This is a genomic window from Nostoc sp. DSM 114160 (assembly GCF_053470305.1).
Map to the genome: position 1 here is coordinate 1,532,416 of NZ_JBPFGO010000002.1, position 15,330 is coordinate 1,547,745.

Consider the following 15,330-nt stretch of genomic DNA (forward strand, 5'->3'; position numbering starts at 1 on the left):
AAAGCCAAAATTTTGTATAGTACAAATGTATGATTTGTTAGCCTTGTCTTAGATATTTTATAATTTTATGACACAGATTAAGCCGGAAGTAAAGCGCACAGAAGAATTGCGCCAGTTATTGCAACAAGCAAGCTATGCTTATTACGTCCTAGATGCTCCAATCATGGAGGATGCAATCTATGACCAGCTATATCGAGAATTGCAGCAACTAGAAACTCAATATCCAGAATTGACAGCACCCGATAGTCCGACTCAGCGCGTAGGTGAGAGACCGGCAACACAGTTTACCTCGGTGCGGCACAATATCCCCTTGTATAGTCTGGAGAATGCATTCAATATTGATGAGTTGCAAGCATGGGATCAGCGTTGGCGGCGACAAGTACCGAAAATAGATTCAGTGGAATATGTCAGCGAACTGAAAATTGATGGTTCTGCTTTGGCTCTAACTTACCAAAATGGCATTCTAGTTAGAGGGACAACTAGGGGTGATGGGGTAACGGGTGAAGATATTACCCAAAATGTACGGACAATTCGCTCTATTCCTTTACGTTTGAATTTTGAAGGGTTAGAAATTCTCGAAAGGGTGGAAGTGCGAGGCGAGGCGTTTTTGCCGTTGGAAGTATTTAAACAAATCAACGAAGAAAGGCAAAAAGCCAGCGAGCAATTATTTGCCAATCCCCGCAATGCCGCAGCTGGTACACTCAGGCAATTAGATCCCCGCATAGTGGCTAAACGGCGCTTAGATTTCTTTGGCTACACCTTGCACATTCCTGGTAGGGATGATACCAGTATTGCTAATACCCAATGGGAAGCGTTGGAGTTGTTGGAAAAGATGGGTTTTCGAGTCAACCCCAAACACAAACTCTGTGCTTCGATCGCAGAAGTGGCAAAATATTACGAATACTGGGATACGGAACGGCTGAATTTACCTTACATGACTGATGGGGTAGTAGTAAAGCTGAATTCTTTTAAACTTCAGGAACAGCTAGGATTTACGCAAAAATTTCCCCGATGGGCAGTAGCCTTAAAGTATCCCGCCGAAGAAGCACCTACCCGTGTAGAAAATATTGCTGTAAATGTGGGACGAACAGGGGCATTAACGCCATTAGCAGAGATGCGCCCGGTGCAACTGGCGGGAACAACAGTTTCCCGCGCCACTTTACATAATAGCGATCGCATTGCTCAATTAGATATCCGCATTGGCGATACTGTGATTGTCCGCAAAGCTGGGGAAATCATTCCAGAAGTGCTGAGGGTAATCAAAGAACTCCGTCCTGCTGACACCGAACCTTTCGTTATGCCCACCCATTGTCCAGTCTGCGGTCAATTAGTGGTGCGAGAATCCGGTGAGGCGGTGACTCGATGCGTCAATGCTTCCTGTGCGGCGATTCTTAAAGGTTCCATTGAACATTGGGTAAGTCGTGATGCCTTGGATATTAAAGGCATGGGCGAAAAGCTGGTATATCAACTCGTTGATAAAGGTTTGGTGGATTGTGTTGCCGATTTATATGAGTTGACAGCAGAGAAGTTATCTGCATTGGAAAGGATGGGGAAAAAGTCGGCAGAGAAATTAGTGGATGCGATCGCTCAGTCAAAAAATCAACCTTGGTCAAGGGTATTGTATGGTTTAGGCATCCGTCATGTTGGCAGTGTCAACGCTCAATTGTTGACTCAGAAATATTTTACTGTAGAGCAGTTAGCAGCAGCAAAGCAATCAGATATTGAAGGCATTTATGGTATTGGTGCTGAAATTGCTCAATCTGTGTACCAGTGGTTTCGGATTGATGCTAACCAAAGGTTGATAGAACGCTTGCAAGCAGAAGGATTGCAATTAACTGCCACCGAGGAAACAAAAATAGTTGGGGATGGTAATCAAAAATTTGCAGGTAAAACTTTTGTAATTACAGGTACATTGCCAACCTTGAAGCGAGATGAAGCGAAGGCTTTGATTCAAAAAGCTGGGGGAAAAGTAACTGATTCAGTGAGTAAAAAAACCGATTATTTAGTGTTAGGAGAAGATGCCGGTTCCAAGTTAGACAAAGCAATTTCCTTGGGAATTACGCAGTTAAGTGAGACGCAATTGTTGGAAATGCTTGAAGATTAAAATCAGGTAAATAGCCTGGAAAGCTATATATTTCGTGAATGAATCCAGGCAATTAACTCATACTTATCGATTAGCCCAAAAGTATAATCGCTCCAACCTGTATTATTTCCTTGGGTGATAAAATCTGCTTATGTTTTATATTTTTTAGACTCTGGTATCAATATATATTTAGCACTTTTTAATACTTAACTAATACCAATTCGTAATTAAGAAAGTCAGGTACGATCTGGGTTTCGGGGTTTGAATCTGTTGCCAGATTTTAGAGAATTGGTATAAATATAACTTCATAATCCCTTTTGCGGAATTTTGATATCTTCTTGTGTATCAAACTTTATTAGCTTATATCTTGCTTCTAGAGGGAGTCTACAAGCGTCTTGATTCTCAGCGGAGTGAGCAAAGGCGGAGCGTCTCCGGCTTTGCTCCTAAATTGTTACTCCTGAATTCTTCAATCTCATTTATCTGAAAGCTGGGTGCAAGATATAAGCCAATATGAACAAAAACAATTAAATTTTTGTATATTTACAGAGATTTGTTATGAACAAAAGACAACAGGTTTTTAACGGCATTGTCTTGTGGTTGGGACTAGCATTCCTGAGTTTAATGCTACAAAACTTTTACAGTGTATTGCAATATATTTTCTTTTTGCGAGTACCTATAATTGTTGGTTTATTGCTGTTATTCTTGCCAACAATTTCAGTGAATCCTGGTTTATCAGCAATGTTAAAAAACTTATTTGTACTGCGCGCTAATAATCAGTTAGTTGTAGTTATTGGAGGTGCAGTTTTAGCAGGACTCGCTACGATCCAAGTTTTCGATATCATCTTGTATAATTCCCATCTTCGTTTTGATGTACCTAAGCAGCAAGTAATTCCAGTATTTCTCCAATATTTAATCGCTATTATCTTAAGTCTTCCAATTGCCATCAAGGCAACTCAGCTTTCTAAAAAAGAAATACAAGAAGCAGATCGTAGCTGGGAAGGTTGGGGAATTATATTTGGCATCATTGCAGGAGCTTTATTGTTAATAACCAATTACTTTAACAAGTATTTTTTTGAACATAATCAGTTTTTAAAACAGGTTTTATTGAAAATAATTTATTTTTTACCAGAAAGAATACAAAGGGGTTATGTAGATGTAGATGGTAATTTATCTTACGGGATTGCTGCAATCACCGTATTTTCAGTTTTTCTATTAATTGTTTATGGGTTAGGTTATTTTATCTTGAAACCTCGCCCAATTAGTAATAGGTTTGAAGCTCCTGCTCTTTTTTATATTACTCTCATTTTGTCAGTTATTGTAGTGTGGATAGGAGGAATTTCTTACTTTATTGATGTGTCTCGCATACCTACATTGCTATTATTTTTAGCAATTTCATCTGGTTCTTATGCTATTTTTCAGGTAGACCATTTTTACAAAATATACTCAAAAAATAACTGGCTAAAACCAGCAAAAGAAAAGTGGATAAATGTTATCTCTCAACGTCTAAAAAATCAACAAACTGAAGATAAAACTTTAGTAGTAGTTTGTGCTAGTGGTGGAGGTATTCAAGCATCTGGATGGACAGCTAAAGTTTTGACTGGTTTACAGCAAGAACTTGGATCTAAATTTACCAAAGCTATTGGTTGGATAAGCTCAGTTTCTGGTGGTTCTGTCGGAACAATGTTTTATTTGGATAGATTTGGAGATCGGGGTTATCCAGAAGAAAATCAATTAAAACAGATTTTTCAAAGCGCTACAGAAGATAGTTTGGATGCTACAGGCTGGGGATTTGCTTATCCAGATTTACTTCGTTTTGTTGGTTTACCTTTTGTCGTACCAAAAGAGAAAGATACTACAACTGAGCAAGACCGTGGTACTGCTATCGAAATAGATTGGAAAGGGGAAATGAAAAATCCCAATGCAAGTTTAGGTAGCTGGAGTGACAAAATTGACCAAGGAATTATTCCTATTCCCATTTTTAATGCAACTTTAGTTGAAGATGGACGGCGTTTTTTAGTTAGTCCAATGACTTTTAGTCCGCACAAGGATTGCAAATCTATAGATTTTAATACCCTTTATCCAGAATATGATATTGATGTGACGACAGCCGCTAGATTATCTGCCACTTTTCCTTATGTATCTCCTGTGTGTCGTCCTAGTCAAGACACTAGATGGAATTATCATATAGGTGATGGTGGTTACTTTGACAACTTTGGTATTGGTACTACCATAGATTTACTGAATCAACTATTAGAATCTGAGCAATCTTCCCAAATTAAAAAAGTTGTTTTAATCCAAATAAATGCTTTTCCTGATGATGAGAATCCCCAAAAAGAAAAAGGCGCTCCGGGATGGCAGATGGAAGTTATTGGTTCATTGCTCGCTTTATTAAATGTTCGTAGTGATACACAAAACGAAGGCAATACATTAAATATAGAACTTTTGACAGACAAGTATAAATGCGGCTACAAGCATGATGAGCCGGAAAAAGTGCAGCAATTTTTAAAAGATAAATCTTGCCAAAAAGGAATACAAATTATGCATATTCCCATTAAATTCCCTCGTGGTAAAATTAATCCTCCACTTTCTTGGCAATTAACTCAAGAACAAAAAGAAGCTATTCAAAATGCATGGGAAGAATGGAAAACAAGCCACTCTGATATTATTTCTGAACTAAAAAAGATATTTCCAGAGTGATGAGTATTAATTCATAAAATGATTTAGAATTTCTGTAATAATCCTCTTCGATTTATAAGCCGCAGATTTCCGACCCTAAATCTCTCTCCCAAGCTTGGGAGAGGGACTTTGAAATTGCCTCTACTCAAACGGGGGCAAGTTATTCGGGTCAATACCTTGAGATTGTAAGTAAGCAATTAGTCGTTCTTTTTGCTGGCGTTCTTGTTCTGCGCGTTGGCGTTCTTGTTCTGCGCGTTGGCGTTCTTGTTCAATCTGTTCTACAGCCCACGGTAATAAATTACCATCTCGATCCCACCAGCGCAACCAATAACCAGTTCGCGCTTCTTTTGTTCCTTGCCAAGTTCCCAAAAATAAGCTCATTACATCAATCCAATGACGATCATTTTCGTCAGGTTGCTTTAACTCATAGCGTTTATTTTCCAGTTGATAATATTCTAATAAACCGCCATCAGGTTCAAAAATTATGTAGATGGGAATTTGCAAAATTTGCTCGTAGAAAAACCATTTTCCTGGTGGATAAGTTCGCTTGACCGAATATTCTCCACCGTCAGTATCGGATAAAAATTCGATCGCGATCGCCGGAATATCTCCTTCTAAATTGGGTGTATAACTTTTGCGGTTAGCCACCACTTGATTAACCGATGGCACATAAACCCAGTCTGGTGCTTTGGCAATAAATTGCTCGTTGACTGTCGCACAAAGACCAAAGTTTGAAGCTATCAACATCTGGGATTGGATGAATCCACTGATTTCTAGGCTTTCACGCAAAGCACCAGCCAGAAGTGGCTGACCGGTATTCTCCACTGGTTCATCCTCTAATTGAAAATCTTTGGGCAAGGCTTCCCAAGAGATTACCAGTTCTGTTGGTGATTTGGCTTGGCTGAGTTGGGTTGCCATAAACACAGCATGAATTTATTCTCGATCTTATCGCAAGCGATACTAGGAGCAAAAAAAGGGGCAGAAAACCCGCCCCCTATTTAACCAGGAAAGTAAAAATGCTCTAAAGCAGTACTTTAGCTAAAATCGGTTCCACACTCTTAGAAATCTCTGGCACATACACCTGTGAAACGTAGTCGGCAATCATCCTGTCGGTGTTGAATAACGGCGCATTCGTCTTAATGGACGTTTTCATCATTTGCACCCAACGATGGGGAATGCCTTGAGCATCTTGGTCATAGTATAGAGGAACGATTTCTTCTTCTAATAGCTGATAAAGCGATCGCGAATCAATCCCATCTTGCAATTCTTGATCGCTAGTATGAGCATCTTCACCAATTGCCCAACCGTTAATTCCTTTACCATCGGGCCCTGTTTGGTAGCCTTCGCACCACCAGCCATCTAAAACGCTGCAATTAAGACCGCCGTTGAAGCAGACTTTTTGTCCACTTGTACCAGATGCTTCCAAAGGACGACGGGGATTATTTAACCAAACGTCCACACCTTGCACCAATTTTTGACCAGTGTAAATGTCGTAATCTTCAATAAAGGCAACTCGGTTGATAATCCCAGAATTGTGACACCACTCCATCAAGCGTTGGATAATCCGCTTACCTTCTTCATCGGCTGGATGCGCTTTACCTGCAAAGATAATTTGTACTGGACGTTGAGCATTACCAAAAATCTTCAGTGCGCGTTGGGCATCGCGCAAAATCAGATCCCCGCGTTTATAAGGGCTGAAGCGTCTGGCAAATCCAATGGTCAAGACATTGGGATCGAGTAATTTTTCTGTTGCTTGAATGAGTTCATAATTTTCGCCACGCAACTCCCGTGATTTCTTTACCTTATAACGGGTGAAGGCAATCAATCTTTCTTTGAGAATGAGATGCCGCGACCACAATTCCTCATCGGGAATCTCGTCAACTTTAGCCCACATCTTGGGATCGACGGCGCGAGTTTTCCAATCTTCTCCCAAATATTCCTCATATAAGTCACCTAACAAGGGTGCAGTCCAAGTGGGTGCATGAACGCCATTGGTAATGTAACCAATTGGTACTTTATCTTCGGATCGCTGCGGATAGAGAACTGTCCACATTTTACGGGAAACTTGACCGTGCAATTCACTTACGCCATTACAAGCACGCGACATCCGCAATGCTAAAACGGTCATCCCAAAGGGTTCCCAAGGATCGCCCAATCGCCTTGCACCCAATGCTAAAAATTGTTCGCGAGAAAGTCGCAATTGCGGCCAATAGCTGGCAAAGAAGGAATCGATTAAATCGGGTGAGAAGACATCATGACCAGCAGGAACGGGGGTATGAGTGGTAAATACACAACTGTTCCGTACCTTGGCTTCGATGTCGTAGAACGATTTACCAGTCCGCTCAATTTCTACCCGCGCAACTTCTAAGGTGCAGAATGCAGCGTGTCCTTCATTGAGGTGATAGACAGAAGGTTCAATTCCCAAGGCGTGTAGGGCGCGAACACCACCAATTCCCAAAACGACTTCTTGGGCGATGCGGGTTTCCAAGTTACCGCCGTATAAGTGTCCCGTCAACCAACGGTCAATGGGATCGTTATCGTGGCGATCGCTATCTAATAAATATAAGGTGACTCGCCCAACTTGCACTCGCCAGATTTGCACTTTTACAACTCGTTGGCGAACTTGTAACTCGATAGTCAGCGATTCCCCTTGCTCATTTTTAATTAACTCTAGGGGCATGTGGCCAAAGGGGTTGTCAATATAATAATCTTCTTGCCAACCTTGGCGGTTCAAGCGTTGCCGAAAATAACCTTGGCGGTACAACAAGCCAACACCAACCAACGGCACACCCAAATCTGATGATGATTTCAAGTGATCCCCGGCGAGAATTCCTAAGCCACCAGAGTAGACGGGTAGAGATTCATGGATGCCAAATTCGGCGCAAAAGTAAGCAATAGGATGCTGTTTGGATACTTGCGGTGCAACTCGACTAACCCAGGTATCTTGCTGGTTAATGTATTGGTCAAACTCACGCGCGAGGGCGGATATCTGCTTTAGATAAAATGGGTCTTCTGCTAATTGCGTCAAACGCTCATAAGTTGCCGACTCTAAAATTGCGACTGGATTATGCCCACAGCGTTCCCATTCTTGGGGATCGATGCTTTGGAATAGGGAGATGCGATCGCCACTCCAACTCCACCAATAGTTATAAGCCAAATCTGCTAAACGTTTGAGCGGTGAAGGTAACTTTTCACTCAAGTGTCGTGCTGCGGTGATTGCACTGCTATTAGCCATACTAAATCTATGTCCTCGCGCTTAACTTTTTCTCTATGTATCGGGAACTGGGGAAGAAGCAAGGGAGCAGGGAGCAAGGGAGAATTTTCCCTTTTGCACCCTGCCCCGATGCCTCTTTTCCATGCCCAGTCCCTTTTATTTACTCTTCAGGTTTATAACACCGGAGCCTTCACGTGCTGAATTCTCCCCTGAAGTTGGAACAGTTTCTCGACATCAAACCTTATCCAAGTAAATGGTTTGTATTGTTTTCGTCTTCTAAAAATTATCTCTACTTTTGGACAGATTTAATATGTTTTTTCTATCAAATTCGTTGACATTATTTTACTTTTTTTATTGTATTGTAAATATTTATTTACATTTTTACAATCAGCAACTAAAGTTATTTATATGTCTTGATAATAGTCAATTTTTAACTACAGCTACTTGCATCCTAATAATGCTTTTTATCTGAATTTCTTTTATTCCTTGGTAGCAAACCGTTGTAGTGGCAAAAATTTCATAACATTTGTTACGGTTTTTAAAGTTTTTAATTCTGGTATATCTGGTTTTAATTGTTCTGCGATCGCTAATTTTGGTTCAGCTTGTGTAGGTTGAAAATTATATAAATAAACAAAAGCTAAATAAATCCATGTGTAAGGATTTTGAGCATCATATTTAGTTAATTCTTTTAAATTTTGGATTAATTCTGGGACTTGGCGCTGTAAAAGTTGTGATAAGACTAAAGTGTAACGCCAATTTAAATTATTTGGCTCTGTTTGCAGATAATAATTAGCAGCAAAATCAATTTGTTTTAAATAATCCTGAGTGGGATCGTATTGATTGAAATGACCTATCTGCGCAAAGATATTATTTAATTTACCCTGTTGTAACTCTTGTGCTAGCTGTGAAGTTCGGGTAACTAAATCTAAAGCTGGCGATTTTTCTACTGTTCCTATATCTGTCACATTTACAGTAATATCTGGAATATTTAAAGATGTGGTTTTGTTGTTTCTTCTATCTAAATAGAGCGCTGATAGCTGATATTTTCCTAGTGGTAGTGTTTTCGGAATAAATGTAGCTAAAGCTTCTTTCACTCGGAAAGTTCCTTCAGGATGACATTTGATCCCACAGTATAAATTACCTAAACCAATGGCATGATCGTGATACCAGGATGATTGAGCATTTTGCCATTTTAACAGTAATATACCATTTTGCAAATCATTCCACGAACCTGTTATTTCATAATTTACAGGGTTGTTTTTATCTAAAATTAATTGCTGAGAGACCGCCACTTTTTCTAAACTAATTGCAGACTCGCTATTATTGATTTTTTCAACAGTTACAGGAGGATTTTTGCAACTATATAATCGCATCTTATCTCCATGAGGTAATATCCAATCACCCTGTAATTTCAAATCAGTAGAAGATTCGACTAAAGATTTTAATTTCCTTTTAGTCTCTCCACTTTCTCCAGGTCTATATGGTTCATTATCCCTAGTAATATACCAACAAAAATATTGTAAATCTTGCTCTATTTGAGATAATTTAGTTGTTAATTTTCTACCAGATACGCGAAAATCTGCTAATGCCCCAAAATAATTTAAACTATACTCATTTATCTGTGGTGTAGAAACAGGAATTACCCCTAAATTCGACCTTAAATATAAATTAGTTTCGGTTATTTTTTGTATTAGTTTTTCTAAAGGATATTCTTTAGCATCATTATTAGGTAAATGTCTACCACCCCATGCTTGAATTAAGGGCAATGGAAACAAATTGTTTAATAAAACTATGCAACTTAATACTAAAGTGGCTAATTTCAGCCTATCAAAATATCTATTCTCAATTAAATTAAATAAATCCGCCAATATTAAACTAATTATTGGAAAGCATGGCAGAATAAATCTAATGTCTTTATTTGTGCCCAAAGAACAAATTATATAGCTACTTACTAAGGTAACTAATAACCAAATTCGAGCCGATTTATGGAGATTCGTTGAAATTGAATTAGTAGTAAATTTATATTTAATCAGATAAACCAATAAAATGCCAATACTCGCACATAATATTGGTAAACCAACGCTTTCTGGAATCATTTGTGGATAGTATAGCCATCCAGCAATAGTTGTGGGAGAAGGATCGCCCTCCCTTTTTCCAACTTGGTTAGCATTTAATGCCGATGTAATAATTGTTAACCAATTTAAGCCATACCAAAAACTACAAATTAACCAAGCTATTATCAAAGATAAGCAAGCTTGAATTAGTTTGATAAATCTACGTTTTCTAATAAAACTAATTAATACCCAAAGAGTAGGAACTAAAATAAAAATAAAACCTGTAGGTTTAGCCAACAAAAGTAAACCTATTCCAACGCCCAAAAGGATAGTTAACCCCCATGATAAAAACCCAATATAACTATCTTTCCAAATTGTCAGGACTGTAAAAGTTACAATAACAATTGCTGTCAAACCATAATCTAATAAATAATCTGTCCGATTAATTCCTAAAATAGGAAATAATACACAAAATATACTGGCAGTTATGCTAATTTTTCGATTGTTAAATAAAAAATTACCTAAATGATATACTGAAACTATAATCATCGCAGTATACAATAAGTTGACCAAACCTGCTTGGTCATATCCACGGCCAAACAACATCAAAAATGGAACAGTGCAAATATATACAAAAGGAGCGCGATAACTCGGAGTTAATTGCCACAGAGATAACCACCAATCTCCTGAAAAGATATTGAAGTTTTGAAAAATTTCATAATGACGTAATGCTGTAGCTAAATGTGCGCTTTGATCGTAGGCTGGAATCGATTCATCTATGAAAAACCAAGCTCTATCTATAGCTAATGCTATTACCCAAATTACTAATAAAATCAGATAATCTTTTCGATGCTGAGAATGGTCAAAATTACTCATATTAATTTACTCAAAAACCAAGTTGAAACAATTATATATCTGTCATGTATCGACGTTTTATTAATACCAAAATAAATATGTATAGTGAAGACCTATACCGCTTCCAAAGGTCAAGAGATTCTAGTAGCGGAAGATTCGCCGATTCAGACGCTGACCGACCTAAAGGGTAAAAAGCTCGCTTTTGACAAAGGCTCAAGCCCTTATTATGTGCTTGTGCGATCGCAAGCAAAAGTCGGACTCGATTTTAGTGGCATTGAACCAGTTTATTTGACACAATCGAAGGCGCTGCCCCGATTTTGCCGAGGTGAAATCCATGCTTGGGTGATTTGGGTTTTCTGCACAGCTACTCTTGCCCATTACAGATTTAGAAAGCATAAGTGATAAAGCTTACTGGCGTGGCAAGGCTAAATTGTTGCAATAAATTTTTTTGTGGTGTGGGCATCTTGCCCGCACCGGACGGGCGAGACGCCCATCCCACAAGACTTTGTTAATGCACAATTTTTTTGCTTGCCACGCTACTACAGTTTACAGACTAAGCAAAACTGGACTTATTAATCTGACACTGACAATTTATACAGCTTTGCCTAAAATAGTAGACCTTTTGCAAAAGTGACTTTTGCTTTCCGGTTGGAAAAAGGGTGTATGTTAAAGGGTAAAAGGAAATTCCATTCCTTTCCCCTTTACCCCAAACCCAATTCCCCTACAAATGCCAAGAAGTCTAGTTACGTTTTTAAACGCAAAGCGACGCTAAAGAAAGAAAGCGCAGAGGTACACAGAGTTTTTTTTAGTCAGATTGTATACTCACTCGCGCGTTCAAGATATCATCTGGCTATCTGAGCCGAATGCTTGCTCTGTAAGCCTAAATTTAAAGTTCTTGACGTGTCGGACGGATGATGATTTCATTCACATCAACATCACTGGGTTGCTCAATGGCGTATGCGATCGCACGGGCAATGGCATCTGCATCAATGGCGATTTCATAAAGTTGGTTAATTCCCGCTGCTGCGTCTTTATCAGTAATCGTGTTACCCAGTTCGGTGGCAACGGCTCCTGGTGAGATATTAGTCGAACGGATTTCACCATTTGACTCTAACCGCAGCCCCTCAGAAATCGCCCGCACTGCGTACTTGGTGGCACAGTAGACGGCTGCTCCCGGAAACACCTTATGTCCGGCCACTGATGATATGTTAATGACGTGACCAGACTTTTGCTGACGCATAATCGGCAACACGGCAGCAATTCCATAGAGAACGCCTTTAATGTTGATATCGATCATCCGCTCCCACTCCTCTACCTTTACTTGGTCGAGGGCAGAAAGCGGCATCAATCCGGCATTATTGATTAGCACGTCGATCCGGCTGTATGTACTCAAAGTTTCCTTGGCTAAAGCTTCCACTTGGGCGCTATCTGCTACATCCGTTACTTGATAGGTTGCAGTCCCTCCTGATTTAGCGATCGCTCCAACCAATTCTTTGAGCCGATCTTCGCGTCTGGCAGCCAGCATCAGTTTGGCTCCACTAGCAGCAAGTCGCTTGGCAGTTGCCTCGCCTAACCCACTGCTGGCTCCGGTGATGATTACCACTTTGTTTTCAATCAGAGACATATTTATTCCTGGGGATTATTGAGTATGGCTCGTGAAACATCGGGTGCTGTTTCAGATGAACTCAGCATTATTTAACCATATCAACTAGTTTGTATACTCGATCGACGTTTTTGGATCGCCAACATCACTAATCCGAACCGCCACAATACTTCTCAGGTAAAGCATTTTTAACTCGGAATCGGGTTTGGGGAAAAGGGTAAAGGGGAAGGGGAAAAGGCAATACACTAATGTTCTTTTCCCCAACAGGTTATGAAGCCCCTATTTTTAAATATGGAGAATAAAAAAAGAAGATTTTTAAGACACGTAGTGCGATAAGTAAGCCGCGTCCATATTTGAAACCCCTGCTTTTAAGTTACTGGTTCCCTTTCCCTTTCCCCTTTCCCCCTTTCCCTTTCTTCACCGTTCTTTGCCGCTTTTGCGAGTAAGTCACAGACTTCTTCATCGGTCGTTTGAGGAAAGCTTTCGTACCAAAGACCAACGCTCTGGAAAGGGTTGGGTCTGGAGATGCAAACGATTTCGTCAACCTCAGTTTCTAACTCTTGGCAAGTTTCAGGTGCAGCCACAGGCACAGCAATCGCAATCTGAGCGGGTTGCTGTTTTCGCACAGTTACCACAGCAGCCCACATCGTTGCACCCGTTGCTAAACCATCATCTACCAAGATGACTGTACGTCCTTTCAAATCTTTTAAGGAGCGATTTTGGCGATAAAGGCGTTCCCGCCGCTCTAACTCCCGTTCTTCTTGTAGCGCTACCCTGGCAATTACTTCATCGGATATCTTCACCAGGTTAATAATATATTTATTGACTATCCGCACACCACCAGAAGCGATCGCTCCCATCGCTAGTTCTTCTCGATCGGGCACACCCAATTTACGTACCACTAAAACATCTAAAGGAGCATTTAAGGTTTTGGCAACTTCAAAAGCAACGGGTACACCACCCCTTGGTAGCCCTAATACCAGAACATTGGGGTTGTTAGCATAAGCAGTTAACTCTTTAGCCAAAACTTGACCCGCAAACCTCCGATTTTTAAATAGCATGATGTAATATTCCTAATTGGTTTTCAAAAAAATAAATAAATATTTACAATACGTTTGTTATTAGGCTATCAACTTCAAAAAATCGAGCAATTGAGTAAATTCCAAACTTGTTGTTATAGTTCAGATGTTCTAAATCGATCTTAGAAAGCTAAATATTTCCTGTCCTCCACTAACGGAGCGACATCTTCAATCTACAGTTCTATCAAACGGATGAGTTAGCTTTAATGCACAAGATTTCTGCATCTTGTGTTGAGACTATTTTACTATTCCCCACTCAATATCCTTCCCCAAATGGCTTGTTGAAATGAGATTGTGACGTGGTTAACTCTCACTGTGGGGGGTTTACTGCTGTAGGTAACTGGTGTTAGCGTGAAGCAAAGTTATAGGGCGATCGCAAAACAAGGGTAATATGGAAAACCTAATGTTTAAGTAGGGGTGCATTTGAAAACTGCTATAAGTTTTGCCACTTGCTAACATTTACTGTTAGACTTTTACTGAGTATCTTTTTTACTATAAATTGAAAAAATACTTAATTGTTAGCAGATGCAAAAATCTATGAAAATCCAGTGATAATGCAATTGTTAATTCTTCGCATGTCCCCTATTGCAGACCTTGTGTTGATATTATCTTTACATTATCTCTAAATTGTGAACATAAGATAATGCACCATCTGCTTGTTCGTTATATAATGCTTAATATTACAGAAAAAAGTCATCAAAGTTACCCAATTAACACTTTTGAATAAAAATTAATAGGGTAGAATTACTGAATATGCTTGAAAATCAAAAGAAGGGTGTTTTTAATGATCGGCTTAACCAATTCAGAAAACGGCACAGTTAGCAGCACAGCAGCTACTAAGAGACTGGCAAGGGCGATGATGGTTTCTGGTGGACAGTTTTCACTGTTATTAGCTTGTTGTAACAGTGTTCAAAAGCAGGAGCAAGTGCTGAATTTGCTAACAGAATTTTCATCAGCAGATATCCACGAAATTTTGCTCTCACCTACTGACGAAAAATTATACACAGCTATTAAAAGTGAAATTGGTACTACTCAACCCGAAGCTTTGATGGTGCGAGGCTTAGAATCTGTAGTGGCAATTAACCAACTGATTACTAGTACCAATATCATGCGAGATGAGTTTCGGAAACAGTTTCAGTTTCCCTTGGTGTTGTGGGTCAATGATGAAATTCTGCGTAAGCTAGTCTGGCTAGCACCCGATTTCAAAGACTGGGCAGCTAGTACTATTAGATTTGATGTACCGAATAATCAGTTAATTGAATCTGAACAACCTATTAGCGCTTAATATTGCCCGAAATTGCTTTCACAATCTTATATATGCTAAGTTGAGCCGAGCAAAACCGAAGCTCAGATTCTGTCAAATTATTTTCTAAAATTACTTTTATTTAACCCTCCTGACCAAGTAAGCTAAAAGCTCCTGAAAGCTATTTTCAAAATTAGAAGATAGTAAAAATTAAGGGTTATAACAATTAAAAATTAGACATCTTGCATCAAAAATAAAGAACTCTACCCCGCATTTGCTAAGGAAAACGCTCCCCTGCCCAAAACATCGGGGAGGATTTGGGGCAATACAGTTCGGTTAAAGAGAAAAGGGAAAAGGAAAAAGATGAATTCAAACCTTTACCCGCAAACCCATTCCCCTTTTCCCAAACCACAACAAATATGAAAAGTGCTTATCCGAACCGTATTGAGGGTGGGGTGTTAGAGACTTTTGTAAGAGGTTTTATTGATTGTTTTGTTATCAGCGTGCCGATGATAAAATGAAC

At 39.5% G+C, this 15,330-nt stretch carries 10 protein-coding genes; 5 read left to right on the forward strand and 5 right to left on the reverse strand.

The window, feature by feature from the left end; genetic code table 11:
* Positions 1-67 precede the first annotated feature (67 nt).
* Together ligA and NSTCB13_RS23760 are read left to right on the forward strand one after the other, a co-directional pair.
* Complete coding sequence (gene ligA, locus NSTCB13_RS23755; RefSeq protein WP_448274023.1) at positions 68-2,104, forward strand: NAD-dependent DNA ligase LigA; 2,037 nt, start codon at positions 68-70, stop codon at positions 2,102-2,104.
* A 534-nt stretch (positions 2,105-2,638) separates the two neighbouring features.
* Entirely contained in the window at positions 2,639-4,780 is a 2,142-nt protein-coding gene (locus NSTCB13_RS23760) for a hypothetical protein (RefSeq protein ID WP_448274024.1), read from the forward strand.
* A gap of 120 nt (positions 4,781-4,900) precedes the next feature.
* On the opposite strand, the gene NSTCB13_RS23765 is transcribed toward NSTCB13_RS23760, so the two are convergent.
* From NSTCB13_RS23765 to NSTCB13_RS23775, 3 genes are all read right to left on the reverse strand, one after another.
* Complete coding sequence (locus tag NSTCB13_RS23765; protein WP_448274025.1) at positions 4,901-5,677, reverse strand: Uma2 family endonuclease; 777 nt, start codon at positions 5,675-5,677, stop codon at positions 4,901-4,903.
* 103 nt (positions 5,678-5,780) lie between these two features.
* The gene (gene glgP, locus NSTCB13_RS23770; protein WP_448274026.1) at positions 5,781-7,994 is read right to left on the reverse strand and encodes an alpha-glucan family phosphorylase; all 2,214 of its coding nucleotides are present in this window, start codon (positions 7,992-7,994) and stop codon (positions 5,781-5,783) included.
* Between the two features lie 458 nt (positions 7,995-8,452).
* Positions 8,453-10,903, reverse strand: coding sequence for a hypothetical protein (locus NSTCB13_RS23775; RefSeq protein ID WP_448274027.1), 2,451 nt, complete (start codon positions 10,901-10,903; stop codon positions 8,453-8,455).
* A gap of 84 nt (positions 10,904-10,987) precedes the next feature.
* Between NSTCB13_RS23775 and NSTCB13_RS23780 the strand changes: the two genes are divergently transcribed.
* Complete coding sequence (locus tag NSTCB13_RS23780; protein ID WP_448274028.1) at positions 10,988-11,284, forward strand: ABC transporter substrate-binding protein; 297 nt, start codon at positions 10,988-10,990, stop codon at positions 11,282-11,284.
* A gap of 484 nt (positions 11,285-11,768) precedes the next feature.
* Here the strand turns inward: NSTCB13_RS23780 and NSTCB13_RS23785 are convergent, their stop codons facing one another.
* Together NSTCB13_RS23785 and NSTCB13_RS23790 are read right to left on the reverse strand one after the other, a co-directional pair.
* A complete protein-coding gene (locus NSTCB13_RS23785) occupies positions 11,769-12,506 on the reverse strand; it encodes an SDR family oxidoreductase (protein ID WP_448274029.1) in 738 nt (245 codons plus the stop codon).
* Between the two features lie 347 nt (positions 12,507-12,853).
* A complete protein-coding gene (locus NSTCB13_RS23790) occupies positions 12,854-13,546 on the reverse strand; it encodes a phosphoribosyltransferase (RefSeq protein WP_448274030.1) in 693 nt (230 codons plus the stop codon).
* A gap of 802 nt (positions 13,547-14,348) precedes the next feature.
* Between NSTCB13_RS23790 and NSTCB13_RS23795 the strand changes: the two genes are divergently transcribed.
* Together NSTCB13_RS23795 and NSTCB13_RS23800 are read left to right on the forward strand one after the other, a co-directional pair.
* Complete coding sequence (locus tag NSTCB13_RS23795; protein ID WP_445630493.1) at positions 14,349-14,849, forward strand: hypothetical protein; 501 nt, start codon at positions 14,349-14,351, stop codon at positions 14,847-14,849.
* Positions 14,850-15,124: 275 nt separating this feature from the next.
* On the forward strand, positions 15,125-15,328 hold the full coding sequence (locus tag NSTCB13_RS23800; RefSeq protein WP_448274031.1) for a hypothetical protein: 204 nt from the start codon (positions 15,125-15,127) through the stop codon (positions 15,326-15,328).
* Positions 15,329-15,330 lie beyond the last annotated feature (2 nt).

What these genes read in the sequence shown, in the direction of transcription:
- NSTCB13_RS23795 (WP_445630493.1), top strand. Translation starts at nt 14,349, where the DNA reads ATGATCGGCTTAACCAATTCAGAAAACGGCACAGTTAGCAGCACAGCA.
- NSTCB13_RS23785 (WP_448274029.1), bottom strand. Translation starts at nt 12,506, where the DNA reads ATGTCTCTGATTGAAAACAAAGTGGTAATCATCACCGGAGCCAGCAGT.
- NSTCB13_RS23760 (WP_448274024.1), top strand. Translation starts at nt 2,639, where the DNA reads ATGAACAAAAGACAACAGGTTTTTAACGGCATTGTCTTGTGGTTGGGA.
- glgP (WP_448274026.1), bottom strand. Translation starts at nt 7,994, where the DNA reads ATGGCTAATAGCAGTGCAATCACCGCAGCACGACACTTGAGTGAAAAG.
- ligA (WP_448274023.1), top strand. Translation starts at nt 68, where the DNA reads ATGACACAGATTAAGCCGGAAGTAAAGCGCACAGAAGAATTGCGCCAG.
- NSTCB13_RS23765 (WP_448274025.1), bottom strand. Translation starts at nt 5,677, where the DNA reads ATGGCAACCCAACTCAGCCAAGCCAAATCACCAACAGAACTGGTAATC.
- NSTCB13_RS23775 (WP_448274027.1), bottom strand. Translation starts at nt 10,903, where the DNA reads ATGAGTAATTTTGACCATTCTCAGCATCGAAAAGATTATCTGATTTTA.
- NSTCB13_RS23790 (WP_448274030.1), bottom strand. Translation starts at nt 13,546, where the DNA reads ATGCTATTTAAAAATCGGAGGTTTGCGGGTCAAGTTTTGGCTAAAGAG.